The organism is Bradyrhizobium lablabi (assembly GCF_001440475.1).
GTDB classification, from domain to species: Bacteria; Pseudomonadota; Alphaproteobacteria; order Rhizobiales; family Xanthobacteraceae; genus Bradyrhizobium; species Bradyrhizobium lablabi.
Map to the genome: position 1 here is coordinate 30668 of NZ_LLYB01000060.1, position 19163 is coordinate 49830.

The 19163-nt window shown below is 62.5% G+C and carries 15 protein-coding genes; 5 read left to right on the forward strand and 10 right to left on the reverse strand.

Going from position 1 to position 19163, the window contains the following annotated elements:
• Positions 1–139: 139 nt before the first annotated feature.
• The 10 genes from CQ14_RS13035 to CQ14_RS13080 form a co-directional block, all read right to left on the reverse strand.
• Entirely contained in the window at positions 140–1429 is a 1290-nt protein-coding gene (locus CQ14_RS13035) for a glycerate kinase type-2 family protein (RefSeq protein WP_057858289.1), read from the reverse strand.
• A gap of 12 nt (positions 1430–1441) precedes the next feature.
• Positions 1442–2617, reverse strand: coding sequence for an ABC transporter substrate-binding protein (locus tag CQ14_RS13040; protein WP_430650175.1), 1176 nt, complete (start codon positions 2615–2617; stop codon positions 1442–1444).
• Positions 2618–2886: 269 nt separating this feature from the next.
• The gene (locus tag CQ14_RS13045; protein WP_057858291.1) at positions 2887–4113 is read right to left on the reverse strand and encodes an ABC transporter substrate-binding protein; all 1227 of its coding nucleotides are present in this window, start codon (positions 4111–4113) and stop codon (positions 2887–2889) included.
• 158 nt (positions 4114–4271) lie between these two features.
• Positions 4272–5501, reverse strand: a complete 1230-nt coding sequence (locus CQ14_RS13050) for an ABC transporter substrate-binding protein (RefSeq protein WP_057858292.1) — start codon at positions 5499–5501, stop codon at positions 4272–4274.
• Between the two features lie 179 nt (positions 5502–5680).
• Positions 5681–6904 carry an ABC transporter substrate-binding protein gene (locus CQ14_RS13055; protein ID WP_057858293.1) on the reverse strand — a complete coding sequence of 408 codons (1224 nt, stop codon included), beginning with the start codon at positions 6902–6904 and terminating at the stop codon, positions 5681–5683.
• 47 nt (positions 6905–6951) lie between these two features.
• Positions 6952–7971, reverse strand: a complete 1020-nt coding sequence (locus CQ14_RS13060) for a branched-chain amino acid ABC transporter permease (RefSeq protein ID WP_057858294.1) — start codon at positions 7969–7971, stop codon at positions 6952–6954.
• A gap of 2 nt (positions 7972–7973) precedes the next feature.
• Positions 7974–8852, reverse strand: a complete 879-nt coding sequence (locus CQ14_RS13065) for a branched-chain amino acid ABC transporter permease (RefSeq protein ID WP_057858295.1) — start codon at positions 8850–8852, stop codon at positions 7974–7976.
• Positions 8853–8863: 11 nt separating this feature from the next.
• Positions 8864–9577 carry an ABC transporter ATP-binding protein gene (locus CQ14_RS13070; protein WP_057858296.1) on the reverse strand — a complete coding sequence of 238 codons (714 nt, stop codon included), beginning with the start codon at positions 9575–9577 and terminating at the stop codon, positions 8864–8866.
• Positions 9574–10371 carry an ABC transporter ATP-binding protein gene (locus CQ14_RS13075; RefSeq protein WP_057858297.1) on the reverse strand — a complete coding sequence of 266 codons (798 nt, stop codon included), beginning with the start codon at positions 10369–10371 and terminating at the stop codon, positions 9574–9576. Before CQ14_RS13075 ends, CQ14_RS13070 begins: the two co-directional genes overlap by 4 nt.
• A 69-nt stretch (positions 10372–10440) precedes the next feature.
• The gene (locus CQ14_RS13080) at positions 10441–11304 is read right to left on the reverse strand and encodes an IclR family transcriptional regulator (RefSeq protein WP_057858298.1); all 864 of its coding nucleotides are present in this window, start codon (positions 11302–11304) and stop codon (positions 10441–10443) included.
• A gap of 165 nt (positions 11305–11469) precedes the next feature.
• Between CQ14_RS13080 and CQ14_RS13085 the strand changes: the two genes are divergently transcribed.
• The 5 genes from CQ14_RS13085 (at position 11470) to CQ14_RS13105 (ending at position 18940) form a co-directional block, all read left to right on the forward strand.
• Positions 11470–13563: a 3-hydroxyacyl-CoA dehydrogenase NAD-binding domain-containing protein gene (locus CQ14_RS13085; RefSeq protein WP_057858299.1), complete on the forward strand. Its 2094-nt coding sequence runs from the start codon at positions 11470–11472 to the stop codon at positions 13561–13563.
• Positions 13564–13690: 127 nt separating this feature from the next.
• Positions 13691–15379, forward strand: a complete 1689-nt coding sequence (gene pimA, locus CQ14_RS13090) for a dicarboxylate--CoA ligase PimA (RefSeq protein ID WP_057858300.1) — start codon at positions 13691–13693, stop codon at positions 15377–15379.
• Positions 15380–15544: 165 nt separating this feature from the next.
• Complete coding sequence (gene pimC / locus CQ14_RS13095) at positions 15545–16735, forward strand: pimeloyl-CoA dehydrogenase large subunit (RefSeq protein WP_057858301.1); 1191 nt, start codon at positions 15545–15547, stop codon at positions 16733–16735.
• A gap of 167 nt (positions 16736–16902) precedes the next feature.
• A complete protein-coding gene (gene pimD, locus CQ14_RS13100) occupies positions 16903–18042 on the forward strand; it encodes a pimeloyl-CoA dehydrogenase small subunit (RefSeq protein ID WP_057858302.1) in 1140 nt (379 codons plus the stop codon).
• 124 nt (positions 18043–18166) lie between these two features.
• The gene (locus tag CQ14_RS13105; RefSeq protein ID WP_057858303.1) at positions 18167–18940 is read left to right on the forward strand and encodes an SDR family NAD(P)-dependent oxidoreductase; all 774 of its coding nucleotides are present in this window, start codon (positions 18167–18169) and stop codon (positions 18938–18940) included.
• Positions 18941–19163 lie beyond the last annotated feature (223 nt).

Consider the following 19163-nt stretch of genomic DNA (forward strand, 5'->3'; position numbering starts at 1 on the left):
GAGAGCGGGTCATTAGAAGACCATGCTGGTGAATCGCAGCTTCGAGGCTGGCGGGTGTACGCCTGTTCCTCGCAACATGCTCAACCAAGCGTTAACGCCGTTATCGCACGTACAGGATGCCGGCGACCGCCCGAAAAACCTAGGCGGGGTCCACCAGGATCACCCTGACGTCATTGACGTTGGTGAGCGTTGGGCCCGTAAGCAGGAGATCGCCGGTGGCTGAAAAGAACGCGGTGGCGTCGTTGTTGGCGAGATAGGCCGCGGGATCGAGGCCGAGCGATTTCATCTTCGCAAACGTCGTCTGATCGATCACGGCACCGGCCGGATCGGTCGCGCTGCCGGCGCCACCGTCGGCGCCGTCGGTATCCGCGGCCAGCGCCACGATGCCGGGCGTGTCCTTGAGAAGATCCGCCAGCGCCAGCGCATATTCCTGGTTGGGACCGCCGCGGCCATTGCCGCGCACGGTTACCGTGAGTTCGCCGCCGGAGAGGATCGCGATGCGCTTGCCTTCGCTGCGCGCCTTCAGCGCCAGCCGCGCATGGTCGGCCGCAACCTCGCGCGCCTCGCCTTCGAGATCCGCGCCGAGGCCGATCACCTCATATCCCGCGTCCTTCGCTACCTTGATGGCGGCATCGAGCGATGCCTTCGGTTTTGCGATCATCTCGAAATGCGCGCGGGCAAAGGCGGGATCGCCGGGCTTGCAGCTCTCATTCCCAGAATCTTCGAGCGCGCGCCTGACCGCGTCGTCGACCGTGAGATTGTACTTGGCCACCAGCGCGCGGGCGTCCGCCAGCGTGCTCGGATCCGGCACCGTCGGTCCCGATGCAATCGCGGACGGATCGTCATGGGGCACGTCGGATATCGCGAGCGTCACGATTTCAGCGGCGTGCTGTCCGGCGCGGGCCAGCCGGCCGCCCTTGATCCGCGACAGATGCTTGCGGACGATGTTCATCTCGCCGATCGGCGCGCCCGAGCGCAAAAGCGCGCGGTTCACTTGCTGCTTTTGCGCGAACGAAACGCCGTCGGCCGGCGCGATCCAGTTCGCCGAGCCGCCGCCGGACAGCAGCACCAGCAACAGATCGTCCGCGGTCGCCTCGGCGGCGAGCCGCAGCGTTTCGTCGGCAGCCTTCAGCCCGGCTTCGTCGGGCACGGGATGGCCGGCCTCGATCACCCTGATCCGCCGCGTCGGCACGCCGTGGCCATGGCGCGTGGTGGCAAGCCCAATCAGTCGTAACGGATCGAGCCCCAGCGTATCGAGGTAGTGCCGTTCGGCCGCGGCCGCCATCGCCGCCGCGCCCTTGCCGGCGGCAAGGCAGATCACCTTGCGCTTCGGCACCGGGCGCAGATGCGCCGACAGCACGACGTCGGGATGCGCGGCTGCAACCGCTGCATCGAAGATCGAACGCAGGAAGGGGCGTCGGTCGGTCATGGCAATCCTGTCCTAATGGGCGAGTTCGCCGCTGATGACATCGCCGAACAACTGCCAGCGCCCGTCCTTGAACTGCATCAATTGCAATTGCTCGATCGGCTGGAAGTCGTCCGGCCCGGTGGAGATGGTGACGCCCGGCAGCAGCCCGCCTTGCGGGAACTGCTTCAGGCTCGCAGCCTGCTTCATCACGTTCTCGCGGGTCAGACTATCACCGCAACGCTTCAATACTTCGACCATGGTGGTCGCCATGTTGTAGCCGGTCATGGCCGATGAATCGACGCGATTGACTTCCGGCAAATATTTGGCCAGCAGCGCGTCGAACGCCTTGATGCCGGCATCGCCTTCCCACTGGGGATCGCTGGCGTCCTTGGCGTAGGCGGCCGAGATCACGCCCTGCGAGTTCTCCAGCCCCGCGGGCCGCATCACGGTCGCGGTGGACGCGCTGACATTGGAGATGATGGTGACCGGCTTCCAGTTCATCTCGCCGAGCTTCTTGATCGCCTGGGCGCCGAACTTCGGCGTGGTGAAGAACACCACGACATCCGGATTGGACGACTTGATCCGCACTACGTGCGAGTCGATGGTCGGCTCCGACACCTCGTAGCTTTCCTCCCCAACGACGCGGGAGGCCTCCTTGGCGAGGCCGTCCTTCAGGCCCTTCAGATAGTCCTTGCCCATGTCGTCGTTCTGGTAGAGCACGGCGATCCTGGTCGCCGGCTTCTCCTTCGTGAGATACTTTGCGTAGATGCGCGACTCGCTCTGGTAGCTCGGCAGCCAGCCCATGGTCCAGGGAAACGTCTTCGGGTCGTTCCACTTGGTGGCGCCGGTGGCGACGAACAGCTGCGGCACCTTCTTGCCGTTGACGTATTTCTGGATCGCAGTGTTGGAGGGGGTCCCGAGCGTGCCGAACAGCAGCAGAACCTCGTCGCTCTCGATCAGTTTGCGCGCCTGTTCGACGGCCTTTGGCGGCGAGTAGGCGTCGTCATAGGAGATGAAATTGATCTTGCGGCCATTGATGCCGCCCTCGTCGTTGACCTTCTTGAACACCGCGCCCATCGCCTTGCCGACCACACCATAGGCCGACGCCGGGCCGCTATAGGGCACGATGTTGCCGATTTTGATCTCGGTGTCGCTGGCGCCGGTGTCGTACTTCTTCTGCGCCAGTGCGGCGGTAGCGCTCATGGCCATCGCAAGGCCGAGCAGGGTGGTCACGATACGGCGTCGGGTCAGCGGGGGCATTTCGCAAAGCTCCTTGTTTTTTCGCGCCCGAGGAAACAGGCGCTGCGGCTTCTTGTTGGGGGTGCCGGGCTGATACCTAGCGCATGATCCGCCGAAGTGTAAGCGGTTTGGCTGGCCAATCGGCTTTTCCGATCGGGCGATAGCAGAAGGCTCACGAAAAGGCCCCCCGCGGCGGTGCTGCAGGGGGCCTGATGCGGTTGTTGGTTTTGGAGACCAGACTAGCCGCCAGCGTCACCCGAAAGGATTTCGCCAAAGCGCTCCCAGGTCTCGCCCTTGAACTTGATCAGTTGCACTGACGAGATCGGGGCAAAGTCGGTCGCCGAGGTATTGACCTTGATGCCCGGCAGCAACCCGCCGAGTTCGAGGTCCTTGATGCTGGCGGCCTGCTTCATCACGTTCTCGCGCGTGAGGTTGTCGCCAGCGGCTTTCAGCACATGCACGAGGCCCTGCGCGACGGTGTAGCCGAACATCACCGAGGCGTCGGCGCGGTTGGCTTCCGGATAGTATTTGTCCAGGAACTCGTTCCACGCCTTCATCCCGGCGTCGTCCTTCCACTGCGCATCCGTCGGATCCTTCAGATACTGCGAGGAGATGATGTCCTGCGCGTTCTCCATGCCGGCCGGCTTGATGACGCTGCCGATCGAGGCCGAGACGTTGTTGAGGAAGTGCAGCGGCTTCCAGCCGATTTCGGCGTTCTTCTTGATCGCCTGCGCCGCGAATTTCGGCGTGGTGATGTTGATGAACACGTCGGCGCCGGTCGCCTTCAGCTTGACGATGTGGGAATCGATGGTCGGTTCGGAGACTTCATAGCTTTCCTCCAGCACGATCATCGACGCCGCCTTGGCGCCGAGCCCGTCCTTGAAGCCCTTCAGATAGTCCTTACCGTAGTCGTCGTTCTGGTAGAGGATGCCGATCTTGGCGTCCGGCTTCTCCTTCAGAATGTACTTCGCATAGATCTGGGTTTCGCTCTGGTAGTTTGGCTGCCAGCCCATCGTCCAGGGGAAGTTCTTCGGGTCGTTCCACTTGGTGGCGCCGGTGGCGACGAACAGTTGCGGCACCTTCTTGCTGTTGAGATATTTCTGGATCGCCGTATTCGGCGGCGTGCCCAGCGGATTGAAGACCAGCAGCACTTCGTCGCTCTCGACCAGCTTGCGTGCCTGCTCCACCGTCTTCGGCGGGCTATAGGCGTCGTCATAGCTGATGAAGTTGATCTTGCGGCCGTTGATGCCGCCCTCGGCGTTGATCTTCTTGAAGTAGGCTTCTTCGGTCTTGCCGATCACGCCATAGGCGGAAGCCGGTCCGCTGTAGGGCATGATGTTGCCGATCTTGATCTCGGTATCGCTGGCGCCGGGATCGTATTTCTTCTGTGCGAGAACGCCGCTCGACGATGCAGCGAGCAGTCCAAACGCGGCCGAAGCGACCGCAAGTTTTTTCATTGTGGACATTTCTGTCTCTCCCTTTTGATTTATTAAACGTACCGTCAGGCCTCTTGAATGAAGCTCTTTTAACGGCATCGTGGTTAGCATCTTGCTGGAAGCCTCACAACAAAAAGCCCTGCGGCAAAGCCGCAGGGCTTGCATCTTTGACGGGCGGTGCCGGCTTACTAGCCGCCGACGTCGCCGGAGAGAATCTCGCCGAAGCGCTCCCAGGTCTCGCCCTTGAACCTTATCAATTGCAATTGCGAGAGCGGAGCAAAATCGGTCGCCGACGTGTTGACCTTGACACCAGGCAGCAGGCCGCCGACTTCGAGGTCCTTGATGCTGGCCGCCTGCTTCATGACGTTTGCACGGGTCAGGTCGTCGCCGCAGGCCTTCAGCACATGGACCAGGCCTTGAGCGACGATGTAGGCGTACATCACCGACGCATCGGCCCGGTTGGCTTCCGGATAATACTTATCCAGGAACTCGTTCCATGCCTTCATCGCGGCGTCGTTCTTCCATTGCGCGTCGGTCGGATCCTTGAAGTATTGCGACGAGATGATGTCCTGTCCATTCTCGAAGCCGGCCGGCTTCATCACGCTGCCGATCGAGCCCGAGACGTTGTTGAGGAAGTGCAGCGGCTTCCAGCCGACCTCGGCGTTCTTCTTGATCGCCTGCGCCGCGAATTTCGGCGTGGTGATATTGAAGAAGACGTCTGCCCCGGTCGCCTTCATCTTGACGATGTGGGAATCGATGGTCGGTTCGGAGACTTCGTAGCTTTCCTCGATGACGATCATCGATGCGGCCTTGGTGCCGAGCCCGTCCTTGAAGCCCTTCAGATAGTCCTTGCCGTAGTCGTCGTTCTGATAGAGCACCGCGATCTTGGCGTTGGGGTTGTTCTTCAGAATGTACTTCGCATAGATCTGCGACTCGCTCTGGTAGTTGGGCTGCCAGCCCATCGTCCACGGGAAGTCTTTCGGATCGTTCCACTTGGTGGCGCCGGTCGCGACGAACAGTTGCGGCACCTTCTTCGAGTTCAGATATTTCTGGATCGCGGTATTCGGCGGGGTGCCCAATGAATTGAACACGAGCAGGACTTCATCGCTCTCGACCAGCTTGCGCACCTGTTCCACCGTCTTCGGCGGAGAGTAGGCATCGTCATAACTGACGAAGTTGATCTTGCGGCCGTTGATGCCGCCCTCGGCGTTGATCTTCCTGAAATAGGCTTCCTCGGTCTTGCCGATCACGCCGTAGGCGGAAGCGGGTCCGCTGTAGGGCATGATGTTGCCGATCTTGATTTCGGTATCGGTGGCGCCGGTGTCGTATTTCTTCTGCGCAAGCGCGCCGCTGCTGGTCGCAGCAAGCAATGCGAGGGCGGCCGAAAAGGCTCCCAAGCGCAAGTTGATGGCGAGCATTTTTTGATCTCCCTGGGATCGATGACTGTGTCATTGTTTTTGATTGGAGCACTTGGCGGCTCTTGACTGCATTGAATACCTTTCGGCTTCGTCCAGCAACAAAAAGCCCCCCGCGACGGTGTCGCGGGGGGCGATATTTAGTCTGATCCCCGGGAAACTACCGCCCGGCGGAATATTGGTTAATGGCTGAGTTCGCCGTTGATCACTTCGCCGAACAGGTCCCACTTCTCGCCCGAAAAGCGCATCATCTGAAGCTGCTCGATTGGCGCAAAGTCGGTGGCCGAGGTGTTGATCTTGACGCCGGGCAACAGCGTGTCCGGCGTGAAGTCCTTCAGGTTCGCGGCCTGCTTCATGATGTTCGCGCGTGTCAGGTCATCGCCGCACATTTCCAGGATTTTCGCCAGAGTCTGTGCCGCACCATAGCCATAGACCACGGAGCTGTTGAGCCTGTCGCCTTCCGGATAATACTTGTCGAGGAAGGCGAAGAACTTCTGCATGCCGGGATCGCTTTGCCATTGCGGATCGCTGGCGTCCTTGGCGTAGGCCGCCGACAGCAGCCCCTGTGCGTTCTCGAAGCCGGCGGGCTTGAGCACGCTGCCGACGGAAGCCGAGACGTTGGCGACGATCTGCAGCGCCTTCCAGTCGATCTCGGCGGCCTTCTTGATCGTCTGCGCCGCGAACTTTGGCGTCGTGATGCTGATCAGGACGTTGGCGCCGGAGGCCTTGAGCTTGACGACATGACTGTCAATCGTCGGCTCCGAGACCTCGTAGCTGGCCTCGGCAATGATCATCGACGCCTTGCCCTCCAGGCCGTCCTTCAGGCCCTTGAGGTAATCCTTGCCGAAATCGTCGTTCTGGTAGAGTACGGCGACCTTGGCATCCGGCTTTTCCTTCAGCAGGAATTTCGCGTAGATGCGGCCCTCGCTCTGGTAACTCGGCTGCCAGCCGATGGTCCATGGGAAGTGCTTGGGGTCGTTCCACTTGGTGGCGCCGGTGGCGACGAACAGTTGGGGGACCTTCTTGGCATTCAGGTATTTCTGGATCGCGGTGTTGGAGGGCGTGCCGAGCGCGTTGAACACCAGCAGCGCCTCGTCGCTCTCGACCAGCCTGCGCACCTGCTCGACCGCCTTCGGCGGGCTGTAGGCGTCGTCATAGGAGATGAACTTGATCTTGCGGCCGTTGATGCCGCCGTTCTCGTTGATCATCCTGAAGTAGGCTTCTTCGGTCTTGCCGATGACGCCGTAGGCCGAAGCGGGGCCGCTATAGGGGACGATGTGGCCGATCTTGATCTCGGTATCGGTCGCGCCGGTGTCGTATTTCTTTTGCGCGAATGCGGCGCCGGAAGTGCAAAGAAAAGCGCCGACTGCCGCCGAGATGGCGGCAGTCCGTAGAGTTGCAAGCATAGTTGCTCCTTAAGTTTCTTCTTTTTGGTTGGTCGTTCTTTTGGTTCTTAGTTCTTCCTGAGATTGCCGAGCATCTGCTGCGCAACAATCGCAACCTGCCTTGCACCGTGCGGCACGAGGAAGATGACGAGGAACAGGAGCACGCCGAACACCGCGCCGGAGAGGCCCTTGGAGATGCTCTCCGCGATATTTGGCACGAAGATGATGAAGGCCGCACCGACGAACGAGCCCGGTAGCCAGCCGACGCCGCCCACGACCATGCCGAGGAATAGCGCGATCGCCAGGTTGATCGTGTAGCTGTCGGGCGCGACGAACGCCACGACGATGGCGCTGAGCCCGCCGGCGATACCGGTGATGGCCGCGGATACGCCGAAGGCGAGCGTCTTGTACTGGGCGACGTCGACGCCCATGGCGGAGGCCGCGATCTCATTGTCGCGGATCGACATGAAGGCGCGGCCCGAGCGTGAGCGCAGCAGGTTGACCGACCCGATATAGATCGCCAGCGCGATCACCAGCGTGAAGTAATAGAGCCACTTGTCCTGTCCAATCGGCAGGCCGAACGGCGCATCGGGTTTCATGACGGTGAGGCCCTGCACGCCGCCGGTCCACTGCTCGAGGAAATGCAGCTTCAGGAGTTGCGGCATGGCGACCGCCAGCGCGAAGGTGGCTAGCGCCAGATAGATGCCGGAAAGCCGCAACGCGGGTTTGCCGAACAGGTAGCCGGCGCCGAACGAGACAAGCCCCGCGATCGGCAGCGTCAACGCGTAATTCACGTTGAAGTTTTCCATCAGGACCGCCGACGTATAGGCGCCGAGCGCGTAGAACGCGCTCTGGCCGAGCGAGAATTGCCCGCTGCCGCCGGTCAGGATGTTGAGCGCCAGCACCGCGATCCCGTAGATCATGACCATCGTCATCTGGAAGACGACGAAGTTCTTCACGAACACCGGGGTGACGAGCAGTGCGGCCAGGATCACCAGCGAGGTGCCGGTGCCCAGCGTCATGGCGCGCTTCGGAACGGCCTCGACGGCCGGGGCTTCTGTAACAGTGTCTTCTGCAGCGGCGCTCATGATCAGACTCGCTTGACGATGGCTCGGCCGAAGAGACCGGCAGGTTTGAAGACCAGGACGGTGATGATCAGCGCAAGCGCGATCGGGAGTTTCAGTTCATTGCCCACGCCGGGGATGTAGGTGCCGGCGAGGTTCTCGAAGACGCCGACCAGGAAGCCGCCCACGACGGCGCCGAGCGGCGAGGTAAGGCCGCCGAGCACGGCTGCGGCAAAACCGTAAACCAGAACGCCGCCCATCATGTTCGGTTCGAGGAACACGACTGGTGCGATCAGGATACCGGCGACAGCGCCGATCGCAGAGGCCATGCCCCAGCCGAGCGCAATCATCCAGGAAGTATTGACGCCGACCAGGCGCGCCGATTCCGGCAACGCTGCCGCTGCGCGCATCGCAAGGCCGATCCGGGTGAACTGGAAGAAGATGTAGAGCCCGACCAGCATCAAGAGAGTGACGCCTACCATCCCGGCCTGGTGGGTCGAGATCAACTGGCTGCCGAGGAACGGCGCGGAGCCGAACGGGGTCGGATACTGCTTGATGGTGAAATCCCAGATCAGGCCGGCCACCGAGTTGACGATCGCAAACAGCGCGATGAAGCCGGCGACGTTGGTCAGCACCGGCGCCTTGGCGAGCGGCTTGAACAGCAGCCGCTCGATGATGATGCCGCCGGCGAACGAGATCGCCAGTGTCAGCACGAACGACCACCAATAGGGCACGCCCCACTGCATCAATTGCCAGGAGATGAAGGTCGAGAACATCGCCATTTCGCCCTGGGCGAAATTCAGATGGTCGATCGCCTGGTAGATCATGACCACCGCAAGCGCCATGCAGGCGTAGATCGCGCCCGTGGCAATGCCGGCCAGGACTTGGTTGGTAAACAGCTCCATTGTCCTGCTCCTCAGTAGCCGAGATAGGATTTGCGGACGTCTTCGTTGCTCGCGATTTCCTTCGCGTTCCCCGACATCACTATCTTCCCGGTTTCAATCACATAGGCCTGGTCGGCGAGCTCCAGCGCCAGTTGCGCGTTCTGCTCGACCACCAGGATCGTGACCTTGTCCTCGCGGTTGATCTTGCCGAGAATCTTGAACAGCTCGCGCACGATCAGCGGCGCCAGGCCAAAGGACGGCTCGTCCAGCAGCATCAGCCGCGGGCGCAGCATCAGCGCGCGGGCAACCGCGAGCATCTGCTGCTCGCCGCCCGACAGCGTGCCGGCCTGCTGGGTGTGGCGCTCCTTGAGCACCGGGAAGTGCTCATACATGCGCTCGATATCGGCGACGATGTTCTTCTTGTCGGTGCGGGTGATGGCGCCGAGCTGCAGGTTCTCCTCCACCGTCATGGTGGTGAAGGTGCCGCGGCCCTGCGGCACATGCGCAATGCCGAGCCGGACGACGTTTTCGGTGGACTTGCCGGAAAGCGGCTTGCCCTCGAACTCGATCGCGCCGGTCGAGCGCACCATGTTGCAGATCGCCCGCAGGGTGGTGGTCTTGCCGGCGCCGTTGGCGCCCAAGAGCGTGGTCAGCGAACCCTCGTTGAGCGCAAAGGTGAGGCCGTGCAGAGCCTGGACCTGACCGTAATAGGCGCGCAGGTCCTTGACGTTGAGCATCGCGGTCATTGGTCCTTGCTCCCCAGATAGGCTTTGATGACATCCGGGTCGGCCTGGACCTGGGCCGGCGTTCCCTCGGCGAGCTTGCGGCCGAAGTTGAGGGCGACGACGTGATCGGCGATCGACATCACCAGACCCATGTGATGCTCGACCAGCAGCACGGTGAGGTGACGCTCGTCGCGAAGCTTCTTGATCAAATCGCCGAGCACATAGACTTCCTCGTGGTTGAGGCCGCCGGCGGGCTCGTCAAGCAGCAGGATCTTCGGATCGGCGGCGAGCGCGCGCGCCAGCTCGACACGCTTCTGGGTGCCGAACGGCAGCCCCGACACCACGGTGTGCCCGACCTCCTCGAGATCGAGATAGGCGAGGATCTCGTGGACCTTCTTGTTGACGTCGGCTTCGCTGCGGCGAACCCAGGCGAGCTTCAGCGAGTCCGAGATGATGTCGCTCGACGTGCGCGAATGGCAGCCGACGCGGACATTGTCGAGCACCGAAAGGTTGGGAAACAGCGCGACGTTCTGGAAGGTGCGGCCGATGCCGATCTCGGCGATCTTGTGCGCCGGGCGCGTCAGGATGCTCGCGCCTTCCATCAGGATATCGCCGGAGGATGGCTGATAGAGCCTGGAGAGACAGTTGAACAGTGTCGTCTTGCCGGCGCCGTTCGGTCCGATCAGCCCAAGGATATTTCCCTTGTGCATGTTAAAGGATACGCCGTTGAGCGCGATGATGCCGCCGAACACGACACTGACGTCGCGAACCGCGAGCAGGGGTGAATTGCCCTGCGCGAGCTGTGCCTGCGTCATCGCGTCCCGCCCGCCCTGATCACGGGGCGGGAATGGCCGTGCGAATTTTTTCGCCGGTCACGGTGAACGCTATCTGATCCCCTCGGCCAAACGTGCAACTTTTCCTCCTGCTTTGGGCTTCTTGTTTTCTGTTTTTTTGGATTGCGGTGCTGCGCCGCCCAGCGCCGTCTCGATGTTCCTTACCATCGTGACAAGGCGAGGTCCAATGTCGTTGACCAGGCGATCTTCCGTGAAGCGGAAAGCGGGCGCGCCGCAATTGAAGGCGTACGGTCCGGTTCCGTCGCTGAGCTTCAGCGGCACGCCGACCGCGTGCACGTCTTCCTGCCATTCGCCGGCGGAGATGGTGAAGCCGCGGCGCGCGAGCATTTCGCCCGCGCGTTCGATGCCGTCGCGCATTTTGGACCAGCGATTGCCGTAATGGTCGCGCAGTTCGCGCAACAACGAGGCGCGTTCGTCGTCGGGCAGGGCCCAGATATAGGCGCGTCCCATCGCGGTGGTCGCGATCGGTACGTGCGAGCCGACGTCAAGCTGCACACCGAGCAGCCCGGTGCGGCTCTGCCCGAAATAGATCATGCTGTGACGGTCGCGCCCGCCGACCGCGACGGCGCCGCCGGTCTCGCGCATCAACGCTTCGCGATAAGGCTCGGACAAATGCCGAACGCCGAGATTGGCGAGCGCGGCATACCCCAGCGCCATGGCTGATGGCGCGAGCTGATACTTCTCGAAGCGCGGAACGGGTGTAAGATAACCGAGCTTGGTCAGGGTGTAGGTCAGCCGGGAAATGGTTGGCTTCGGCAAATTAGTACGGGCGGCAAGTTCTTGATTGCCCAGAAGTCCGTCGTTGGGATGAAATGCGCGCAACACATCCAGTCCGCGGGAGAGTGCGACGACGAAGCTGCGATCAGTCGCCACTTTCTTCCCTGGACGCTTCATTACCCGCTACTGCTGCTGATGAGCTCGTTGACAACGGACGTGCTTCAAAATAACCCTCCCTGTCAAGATGTGGAATTAAATTTCGCAGTGCGAAATTGATGAAAACCGTAGCCACTTAACGCAAGTTGGTGGCATCCAAGAACAAGCGATCCAAGGGAGAGTCCCGTGAGCGAAGTGGTAAAACTCGAGCGTCATGACGTCATCGCCCTCGTCACGGTTGACAGTCCTCCGGTAAACGCGCTCAGCGCCGCCGTGCGCGGCGGTATTTTCGAATGCATGAAAAGCGCGATCGCCGATGCCGAAGTGAAGGCAATCGTGCTTACCTGCGCCGGCCGCACCTTCATCGCCGGCGCCGACATCACTGAATTCGGCAAGCCGCCGAAGTCTCCGGGCCTCGCCGAGGTGCTGGAGCTGATGGAGAAGTCGCCGAAGCCGATCATCGCCGCCATCCACGGCACGGCGCTCGGCGGCGGCCTCGAAGTTGCGCTGGCATGCCACTATCGCGTCGCGGTCAAGGAAGCCAGGCTCGGCCTGCCCGAGGTAAAGCTCGGCCTGCTGCCGGGCGCCGGCGGCACCCAGCGGCTGCCGCGCGCGGTAGGCCCCGAACTCGCGGTCAAGATGATCGTCAGCGGCGATCCGATCAGCGCGGCGGATGCGCTCAAGAACGGCCTGATCGAGGAAATCGTCGAGGGGCCGGCATCGGGTGGCGAGGCCTTCGCCCGCAAGGTGCTGGCGGAGAAGCGTCCGCTGCGCAAGCTGCGCGATGACGACAGCAAGCTGGCGGCCGCCAAGGCTGACATTTCGATCTTTACCAACGCGGTCGCTGCCTTGACCAAGAAGGCGCGCGGGTTGGAAGCGCCGTTTGCGGCGGCAGACGCCGTGCGCGCCGCCATCGAGCTGCCGTTCGACGAAGGTTTGAAGAAGGAGCGCGAAGGTTTTCTCAAGCTGGTGTCGAGCGATCAGTCCAAGGCACAGCGCTACGCCTTCTTCTCGGAGCGCGAGGCGGCCAAGATCGCCGGGGTTCCGGAAGGAACGAAGGCGCGCAACGTTTCGCGCGTTGCCATCATCGGCGCCGGCACCATGGGCGGCGGCATCGCGATGTCGTTCGCCAATGCCGGTATCCCGGTGACGTTGATCGAGACCGGCGAAGAGCAGCTCAAGCGCGGCTTGGGCGTGATGCAGAAGAACTACGAGGCGACTGCCGCCCGTGGCGGCATTCCGGCCGATGCCCCGGCCAAGCGCATGGGCCTGATCGACGGCAAGGTCGGTCTGGAGAACGTCAAGGACGCTGACCTGGTGATCGAAGCCGTGTTCGAAACCATGGCGGTGAAGAAGGAAGTGTTCGAGGCGCTCGACAAGCACGCCAAGCCGGGCGCGGTGCTGGCCAGCAATACGTCGTATCTGAACATCGACGAAATCGCGAAAGTGACAAAACGCCCGCAGGACGTGCTCGGCATGCACTTCTTCTCGCCGGCCAACGTCATGAAGCTGTGCGAGATCGTGCGCGCCGACAAGACCGCGCCGGATGCGCTGACCACCGCGGTGTCGATCGCGCGCAAGATCGCAAAGGTGCCGGCCGTGGTCGGCGTCTGCGACGGCTTTGTCGGTAACCGCATGCTGGCACAGCGCGGCAAGCAGTCGGAAAAGCTCCTGTTCGAAGGCGCATTGCCGCAGCAGGTCGACGCCGTCGTGACCAAGTTCGGCATGCCGATGGGCCCGTTCGCGATGAGCGATCTCGCCGGCCTCGATATCGGCTGGCGTTCGCGCAAAGACCGCGGCATCAAGTCGGAAATCGCCGACGCGCTGTGCGAAGCCGGACGTTTCGGCCAGAAGACCGGCAAGGGCTACTACAAATATGAAGCCGGCTCGCGCGCGGCGCTGCCGGATCCCGAGGTCGAGAAGCTGATCGACGAGACGCTGCAGCGTCTGGGGCGCAAGAAGCGTGTCGTCAGCGACGACGAAATCCTCGAGCGCATGATGTACCCGATGATCAACGAGGGTGCCCGCATCCTCGAAGAGGGCATTGCGGCGCGGCCGAGCGACATCGACGTGATCTGGCTCTACGGCTACGGCTGGCCGATCTATCGCGGCGGCCCGATGTTCTATGCCGACCAGGTCGGGCTGAAGCACATCGCCGATCGTCTCTCCTATTACGCCAAGGAGACCAACGATCCCTCGCTCGAACCGGCGCCGCTGCTCAAGCGCCTCGCCGCGGAAGGCAAGACGTTTGCGTCGCTGGCGCAGTCGAAAGCGGCTTGATGGCGACGATCGGCACACTCTCTCCGTTCCCTCCCCCCTTGCGGGGGAGGGCTAAGGAGGGGGTAGCCGCATCGGGACTGCCCGAGCCGTTCGTTCCGTGCTCACCTCACCAATCGCCTAACCGCGCATGACCCATCCCGGCGAACAATTCTATCCGCAAGGCGTCCGCTGGGACGACGCGATCGCGCGCGGCACGCTGCCGGATCTGTTGTCGGATGCGGCCGCCGAGTTCGCCGCGCGGCCCGCGCTGGAATTCCGTGATCGGCCGATCAGCTACAGCGAACTCGAGGCGCTGGTGGAAACCGCGGCCAGCGCCTTTCTCCGCGCCGGTTACGGCAAGAACAGCTCGGTCGCGCTGTTCCTCGGCAACTCGCCCGATCATCCCGTCAATTTCTTCGGCGCGCTGAAGGCCGGCGCCCGTGTCGTGCATCTCAGCCCGCTCGACGGCGAGATCGCGCTGTCGCACAAGCTCACCGATTCCGGTGCGCGCGTGCTGGTCACCAGCAATCTGTCGGCGCTCTTGCCGACCGCGCTGAAATTCCTCGACAAGGGTTTGCTCGATCGCCTGATCGTTTGCGAGGACGATCATTGGGGCAAGGTCGGCACGCCGCAGACCGCGCTGCCTGACAATCCGAAGATCATCACCTACAGGCAATTTGTCGTTGGCGCTGAAAAGCCCGGGCAGTGGCCGCCGATCTCGGCCGATGACGTTGCCCTGCTGCAATACACCGGCGGCACCACCGGCCTGCCGAAGGGCGCGATGCTGAGCCACGGCAATCTGACCTCGGCGGTGTCGGTCTACGACGTCTGGGGCAGGCCGTCGCGCGACGAGCGCAATGCGATCGAGCGCGTGATCTGCGTGCTGCCGCTGTTTCACATCTACGCGCTGACGGTGGTGCTGCTGTCGTCGATCCGGCGCGGCAATCTGATTTCGCTGCATCAACGTTTCGATGTCGAGGCCGTGATGCGCGACATCGAAGTGAAGCGCGCGACGGCGTTCCCCGGCGTGCCCACGATGTGGATCGCGATCGCCGCCTTGCCGGACCTCGACAAGCGCGATCTGTCCTCGCTGGTCAGCGTTGGCTCCGGTGGCGCGCCGCTGCCGGTTGAAGTCGCGCGGATCCTGGAGCACAGGGTCGGCATGAAGCTGAAGAGCGGCTGGGGCATGACCGAAACCTGCTCGCCCGGCACCGCACACCCGAAGGAAGGGCCTGACAAGCCCGGCTCGATCGGCCTGATGCTGCCCGGCATCGAGATGGACGTGGTGTCGCTGGAGGATCCGACCAAATTGATGGCGGTTGGCGAGACCGGCGAAATCCGCATCCGCGGCCCGAACGTTACCAAGGGTTACTGGAACCGGCCGAAGGAAACCGCGGAGGCTTTTGTCGGCGACCGCTTCCTCACCGGTGACATCGGCTACATGGACGCCGACGGCTATTTTTACCTGGTCGACCGCAAGAAGGACATGATCATCTCCGGCGGCTTCAACGTCTATCCGCAGATGATCGAGCAGGCGATCTACACCCATCCTTCGGTGCAGGAAGTGATCGTGATCGGCATTCCCGATGATTACCGTGGCGAGGCGGCGAAGGCCTTCATCAAACTGCGCGACGGCGCAAAACCGTTCACGCAGGATGAACTGCGGGCCTTCCTCACCGGTAAGCTCGGCAAGCATGAACTGCCGGCGGCCGTCGATTTCGTCGACGAACTGCCGCGCACGCCGGTCGGCAAACTTTCGCGCCACGAATTGCGTATGCAGCAATCGCAGCCGCAAGGCGCTCAGAGACAACAATTCGCAACAGGAGGCCGCTCCTAACCCCGCTGTCGTCCCGGCGAAGGCCGGGACCCATACGCTGCGGCTTTGCTCGAGGCGCAATGGAAGACGGCTTTCGCAATAGCAGAGTTCGGTGGTTATGGGTCCGGGCCTTCGCCGGAACGACAATGAGAGACAAGTAAGTTCATTCGCTCACAGGAGGATCCGATGGATCTCGCTTTCAGCAAGGAAGAAATCGCGTTTCGTGAAGAAGTAAGGGCCTTCTTCCGGGACAAAGTGCCGCCGGAGACGCGGCGCAAGATGGTCGAGGGCCGTCATCTCTCCAAGGACGAGATGATCGCCTGGTGGCGCATTCTCAACAAGAAGGGTTGGGGCGTCTCGCACTGGCCGAAGGAATATGGCGGCACGGGCTGGACCTCGGTGCAGCACTACATCTTCAACGAAGAGCTGCAGATGCATCCGGCGCCGGCGCCGCTCGCCTTCGGCGTCAGCATGGTCGGCCCGGTCATCTACACCTTCGGCAACGAGAAGCAGAAGCAGCAGTACCTGCCGCGCATCGCCAATGTCGACGACTGGTGGTGCCAGGGCTTCTCCGAGCCCGGCTCGGGATCGGACCTCGCCTCGCTGAAAACCAAGGCCGAGCGCAAGGGCGACAAGTACATCATCAACGGCCAGAAGACCTGGACGACGCTCGCCCAGCACGCCGACATGATCTTCTGCCTCTGCCGCACCGACACCAATGCGAAGAAGCAGATGGGCATCTCCTTCATCGTCTTCGACATGAAGTCGAAGGGCGTCACCGTGCGCCCGATCGAGACCATCGACGGCGGCCATGAGGTCAACGAAGTGTTCTTCGACGACGTCGAGGTGCCGGTCGAGAATCTGATCGGCGAGGAGAACAAGGGCTGGGACTACGCAAAGTTCCTGCTCGGCAATGAGCGCACCGGCATCGCCCGCGTCGGCGTCTCCAAGGAGCGGCTGCGCCGCATCAAGGATCTCGCCTCCAAGGTCGAACAGAACGGCAAGCCGGTGATCGAGGATCAGGGCTTCCGCGAGAAGCTCGCCGCTTGCGAAATCGAGCTCAAGGCGCTCGAACTGACCCAGCTCCGCGTCGTCGCCGATGAGGGCAAGCATGGCAAGGGCAAGCCCAATCCGGCGTCTTCGGTGCTGAAGATCAAGGGCTCGGAAATCCAGCAGACCACCACCGAGCTTCTGATGGAAGTGATCGGCCCGTTCGCCGCACCTTATGACGTGCATGGCGACGACGGCTCCAACGAGACCATGGACTGGACCGCCCAGATCGCGCCGAGCTACTTCAACAACCGCAAGGTTTCGATCTACGGCGGCTCCAACGAGATCCAGCGCAACATCATCACCAAGGCGGTGCTGGGGCTTTAGCCACAAGAACGCTTGTCGTCCCCCGCGAAGGCGGGGGACCCAGTACGCCGCGGCGGTCGGGCTTACGGCAGGCGCCTGCGATTACTGGATCCCCGCATTCGCGGGGATGACAATCGAGAGCGCGGCAACGGCGTTGCCCGAATTGAATTCTGGAGAGAGTAACGAACATGGATTTTGATTTGTCCGAGGAGCAGCGCCTTCTCAAGGAAAGCATCGACGGTCTGTTGACCGACTCCTACGATTTCGATGCGCGCAAGAAGTACCAGAAGGAAAAGGGCGGCTGGAGCAAGGCCGTCTGGGGCAAGCTCGCCGAGCAGGGCCTGCTTGGCCTGCCGTTCGCGGAAGCGGATGGCGGCTTCGGCGCCGGCGCGGTCGAGACCATGATCGTGATGGAGGCGCTCGGCAAGGCGCTGGTGCTGGAGCCGTATCTGGCGACCGTCGTGATCGGCGGCGGCTTCCTGCGCCATGGCGGCTCGGCCGAGCAGAAGGCCGCGCACATCCCCGGCATCATCGACGGGAGCAAGACGTTTGCCTTTGCGCAGCTCGAGAAGAACTCGCGCTATGACCTCGCCGATGTCTCCACCACTGCCAAGAAGGGTTCGGGGTGGGTGATCGACGGCGAAAAGTTCGTCGTGCTCAACGGCGAGAACGCCGACACCCTGATCGTCACCGCGCGCACCAAGGGTGGCCGGCAGGACAAGACCGGCATCGGCGTGTTCCTGGTGCCGGCCAGTGCCAAGGGTGTCACCCGCAAGGGCTATCCGACCCAGGACGGCCTGCATGCGGCCGACATCACCTTCACTGGCGTCGAGGTCGGCGCAGATGCTCCGATCGGCGATCCCGAGAACGGCCTGGCGCTGATCGAGCGCGTGGTGGACGAAGCCCGCACCGCGATGTGCGCAGAGGCTGTCGGCGCGATGGACGAATCGCTGAAGTCGACCGTCGAATATCTCAAGACGCGAAAGCAGTTCGGCGTTGCGATCGGCACCTTCCAGACGCTGCAGCACCGCGCCGCCGATATGTTCGTGGCGCTGGAGCAGGCCCGCAGCATGTCGATGTTCGCGACCATGGCGGCCGATTTCGACAGCGCCAAGGAGCGCGCGACCGCGGTCGCCGCCGCCAAGGTGCAGATCGGCAAATCAGGCAAGTTCATCGGCCAGCAGTCGATCCAGCTCCACGGCGGCATCGGCATGACCCAGGAAGCCAAGATCGGCCACTATTTCAAGCGGCTGACCATGATTGAGAATACGTTTGGCGACACCGACTACCACCTCCGCCGCGTCACCGATGCAGGCGGGCTAGTGTAGTTTCAACTGTCATTGCCGGGCTTGAACCGGCAATCCATCGCCCTTCGAAAAGATGGATGCCCGGGTCAAGCCCGGGCATGACGAGTCGTTGTGACGAGAGACAGATAACAGGGAGGCAACAACAATGAAAAACACCCCGTTCGATCTCACCGGAAAAGTCGCCATCATCACCGGCTCCAGCCGCGGCATCGGCCGTTCATCCGCCGAACTGCTGGCCAAGCTCGGCGCCAAGGTCGTGATCTCCAGCCGCAAGGCCGACGCCTGCCACGAAGTGGCCGAAGGCATCAAAAAGGCCGGCGGCGACGCCCATGTCATTCCCTGCAACATCTCCCGCCGCCAGGAAGTCGAGGCGCTGGTCGCAGGCACCACGAAGCATTACGGCAAGGTCGACATCCTCGTCTGCAACGCCGCGGTGAACCCGTATTACGGCCCGCTGCTCGACATCAAGGACGAGGCCTTCGACAAGATCATGGGCTCCAACGTCAAGAGCAACATCTGGCTCTGCGCACTGGCGATCCCGCAGATGGCGGAGCGCGGCAACGGCTCGGTGGTGATCATCTCTTCCATCGGGGGCATGCGCGGTTCCACCGTGATCGGCGCCTACGGCATTTCGAAAGCAGCCGATTTCGCGCTCTGCCGCAGCCTCGCCGGCGAATGGGGCCCGAAGGGCGTCCGCGTCAATTGCGTGGCGCCGGGCCTCGTCAAAACCGATTTCGCCCGCGCGCTGTGGGAAGACCCCGAAAACCTCAAGCGCCGCACATCAGGCACGCCGCTGCGCCGCATCGGCGAGCCCGACGAAATCGCCGGTGCAGTGGCCTATCTGGCGTCCGACGCGTCGACGTTCATGACCGGCCAGACCATTGTGGTGGATGGCGGCGTGACTACGGCGGCGACGTGATGCGTTTCGTCCCCCTCTCCCCTTGTGGGAGAGGGTGGATCGAATGAGCGAAGCTCATTCGANCTGTCTCCGCAGAGAGAACCCCTCATCCGGCGCGGAGTGCCTCCGCGCCACCTTCTCCCACAAGAGGAGAAGGAAGAAAGGGGCGGCATCACTTCCACAACTTGACCTTCGCCCCCCAATCGGATTGCTTCAGGCAACCAACAATCCTCCCGGGGAAGCA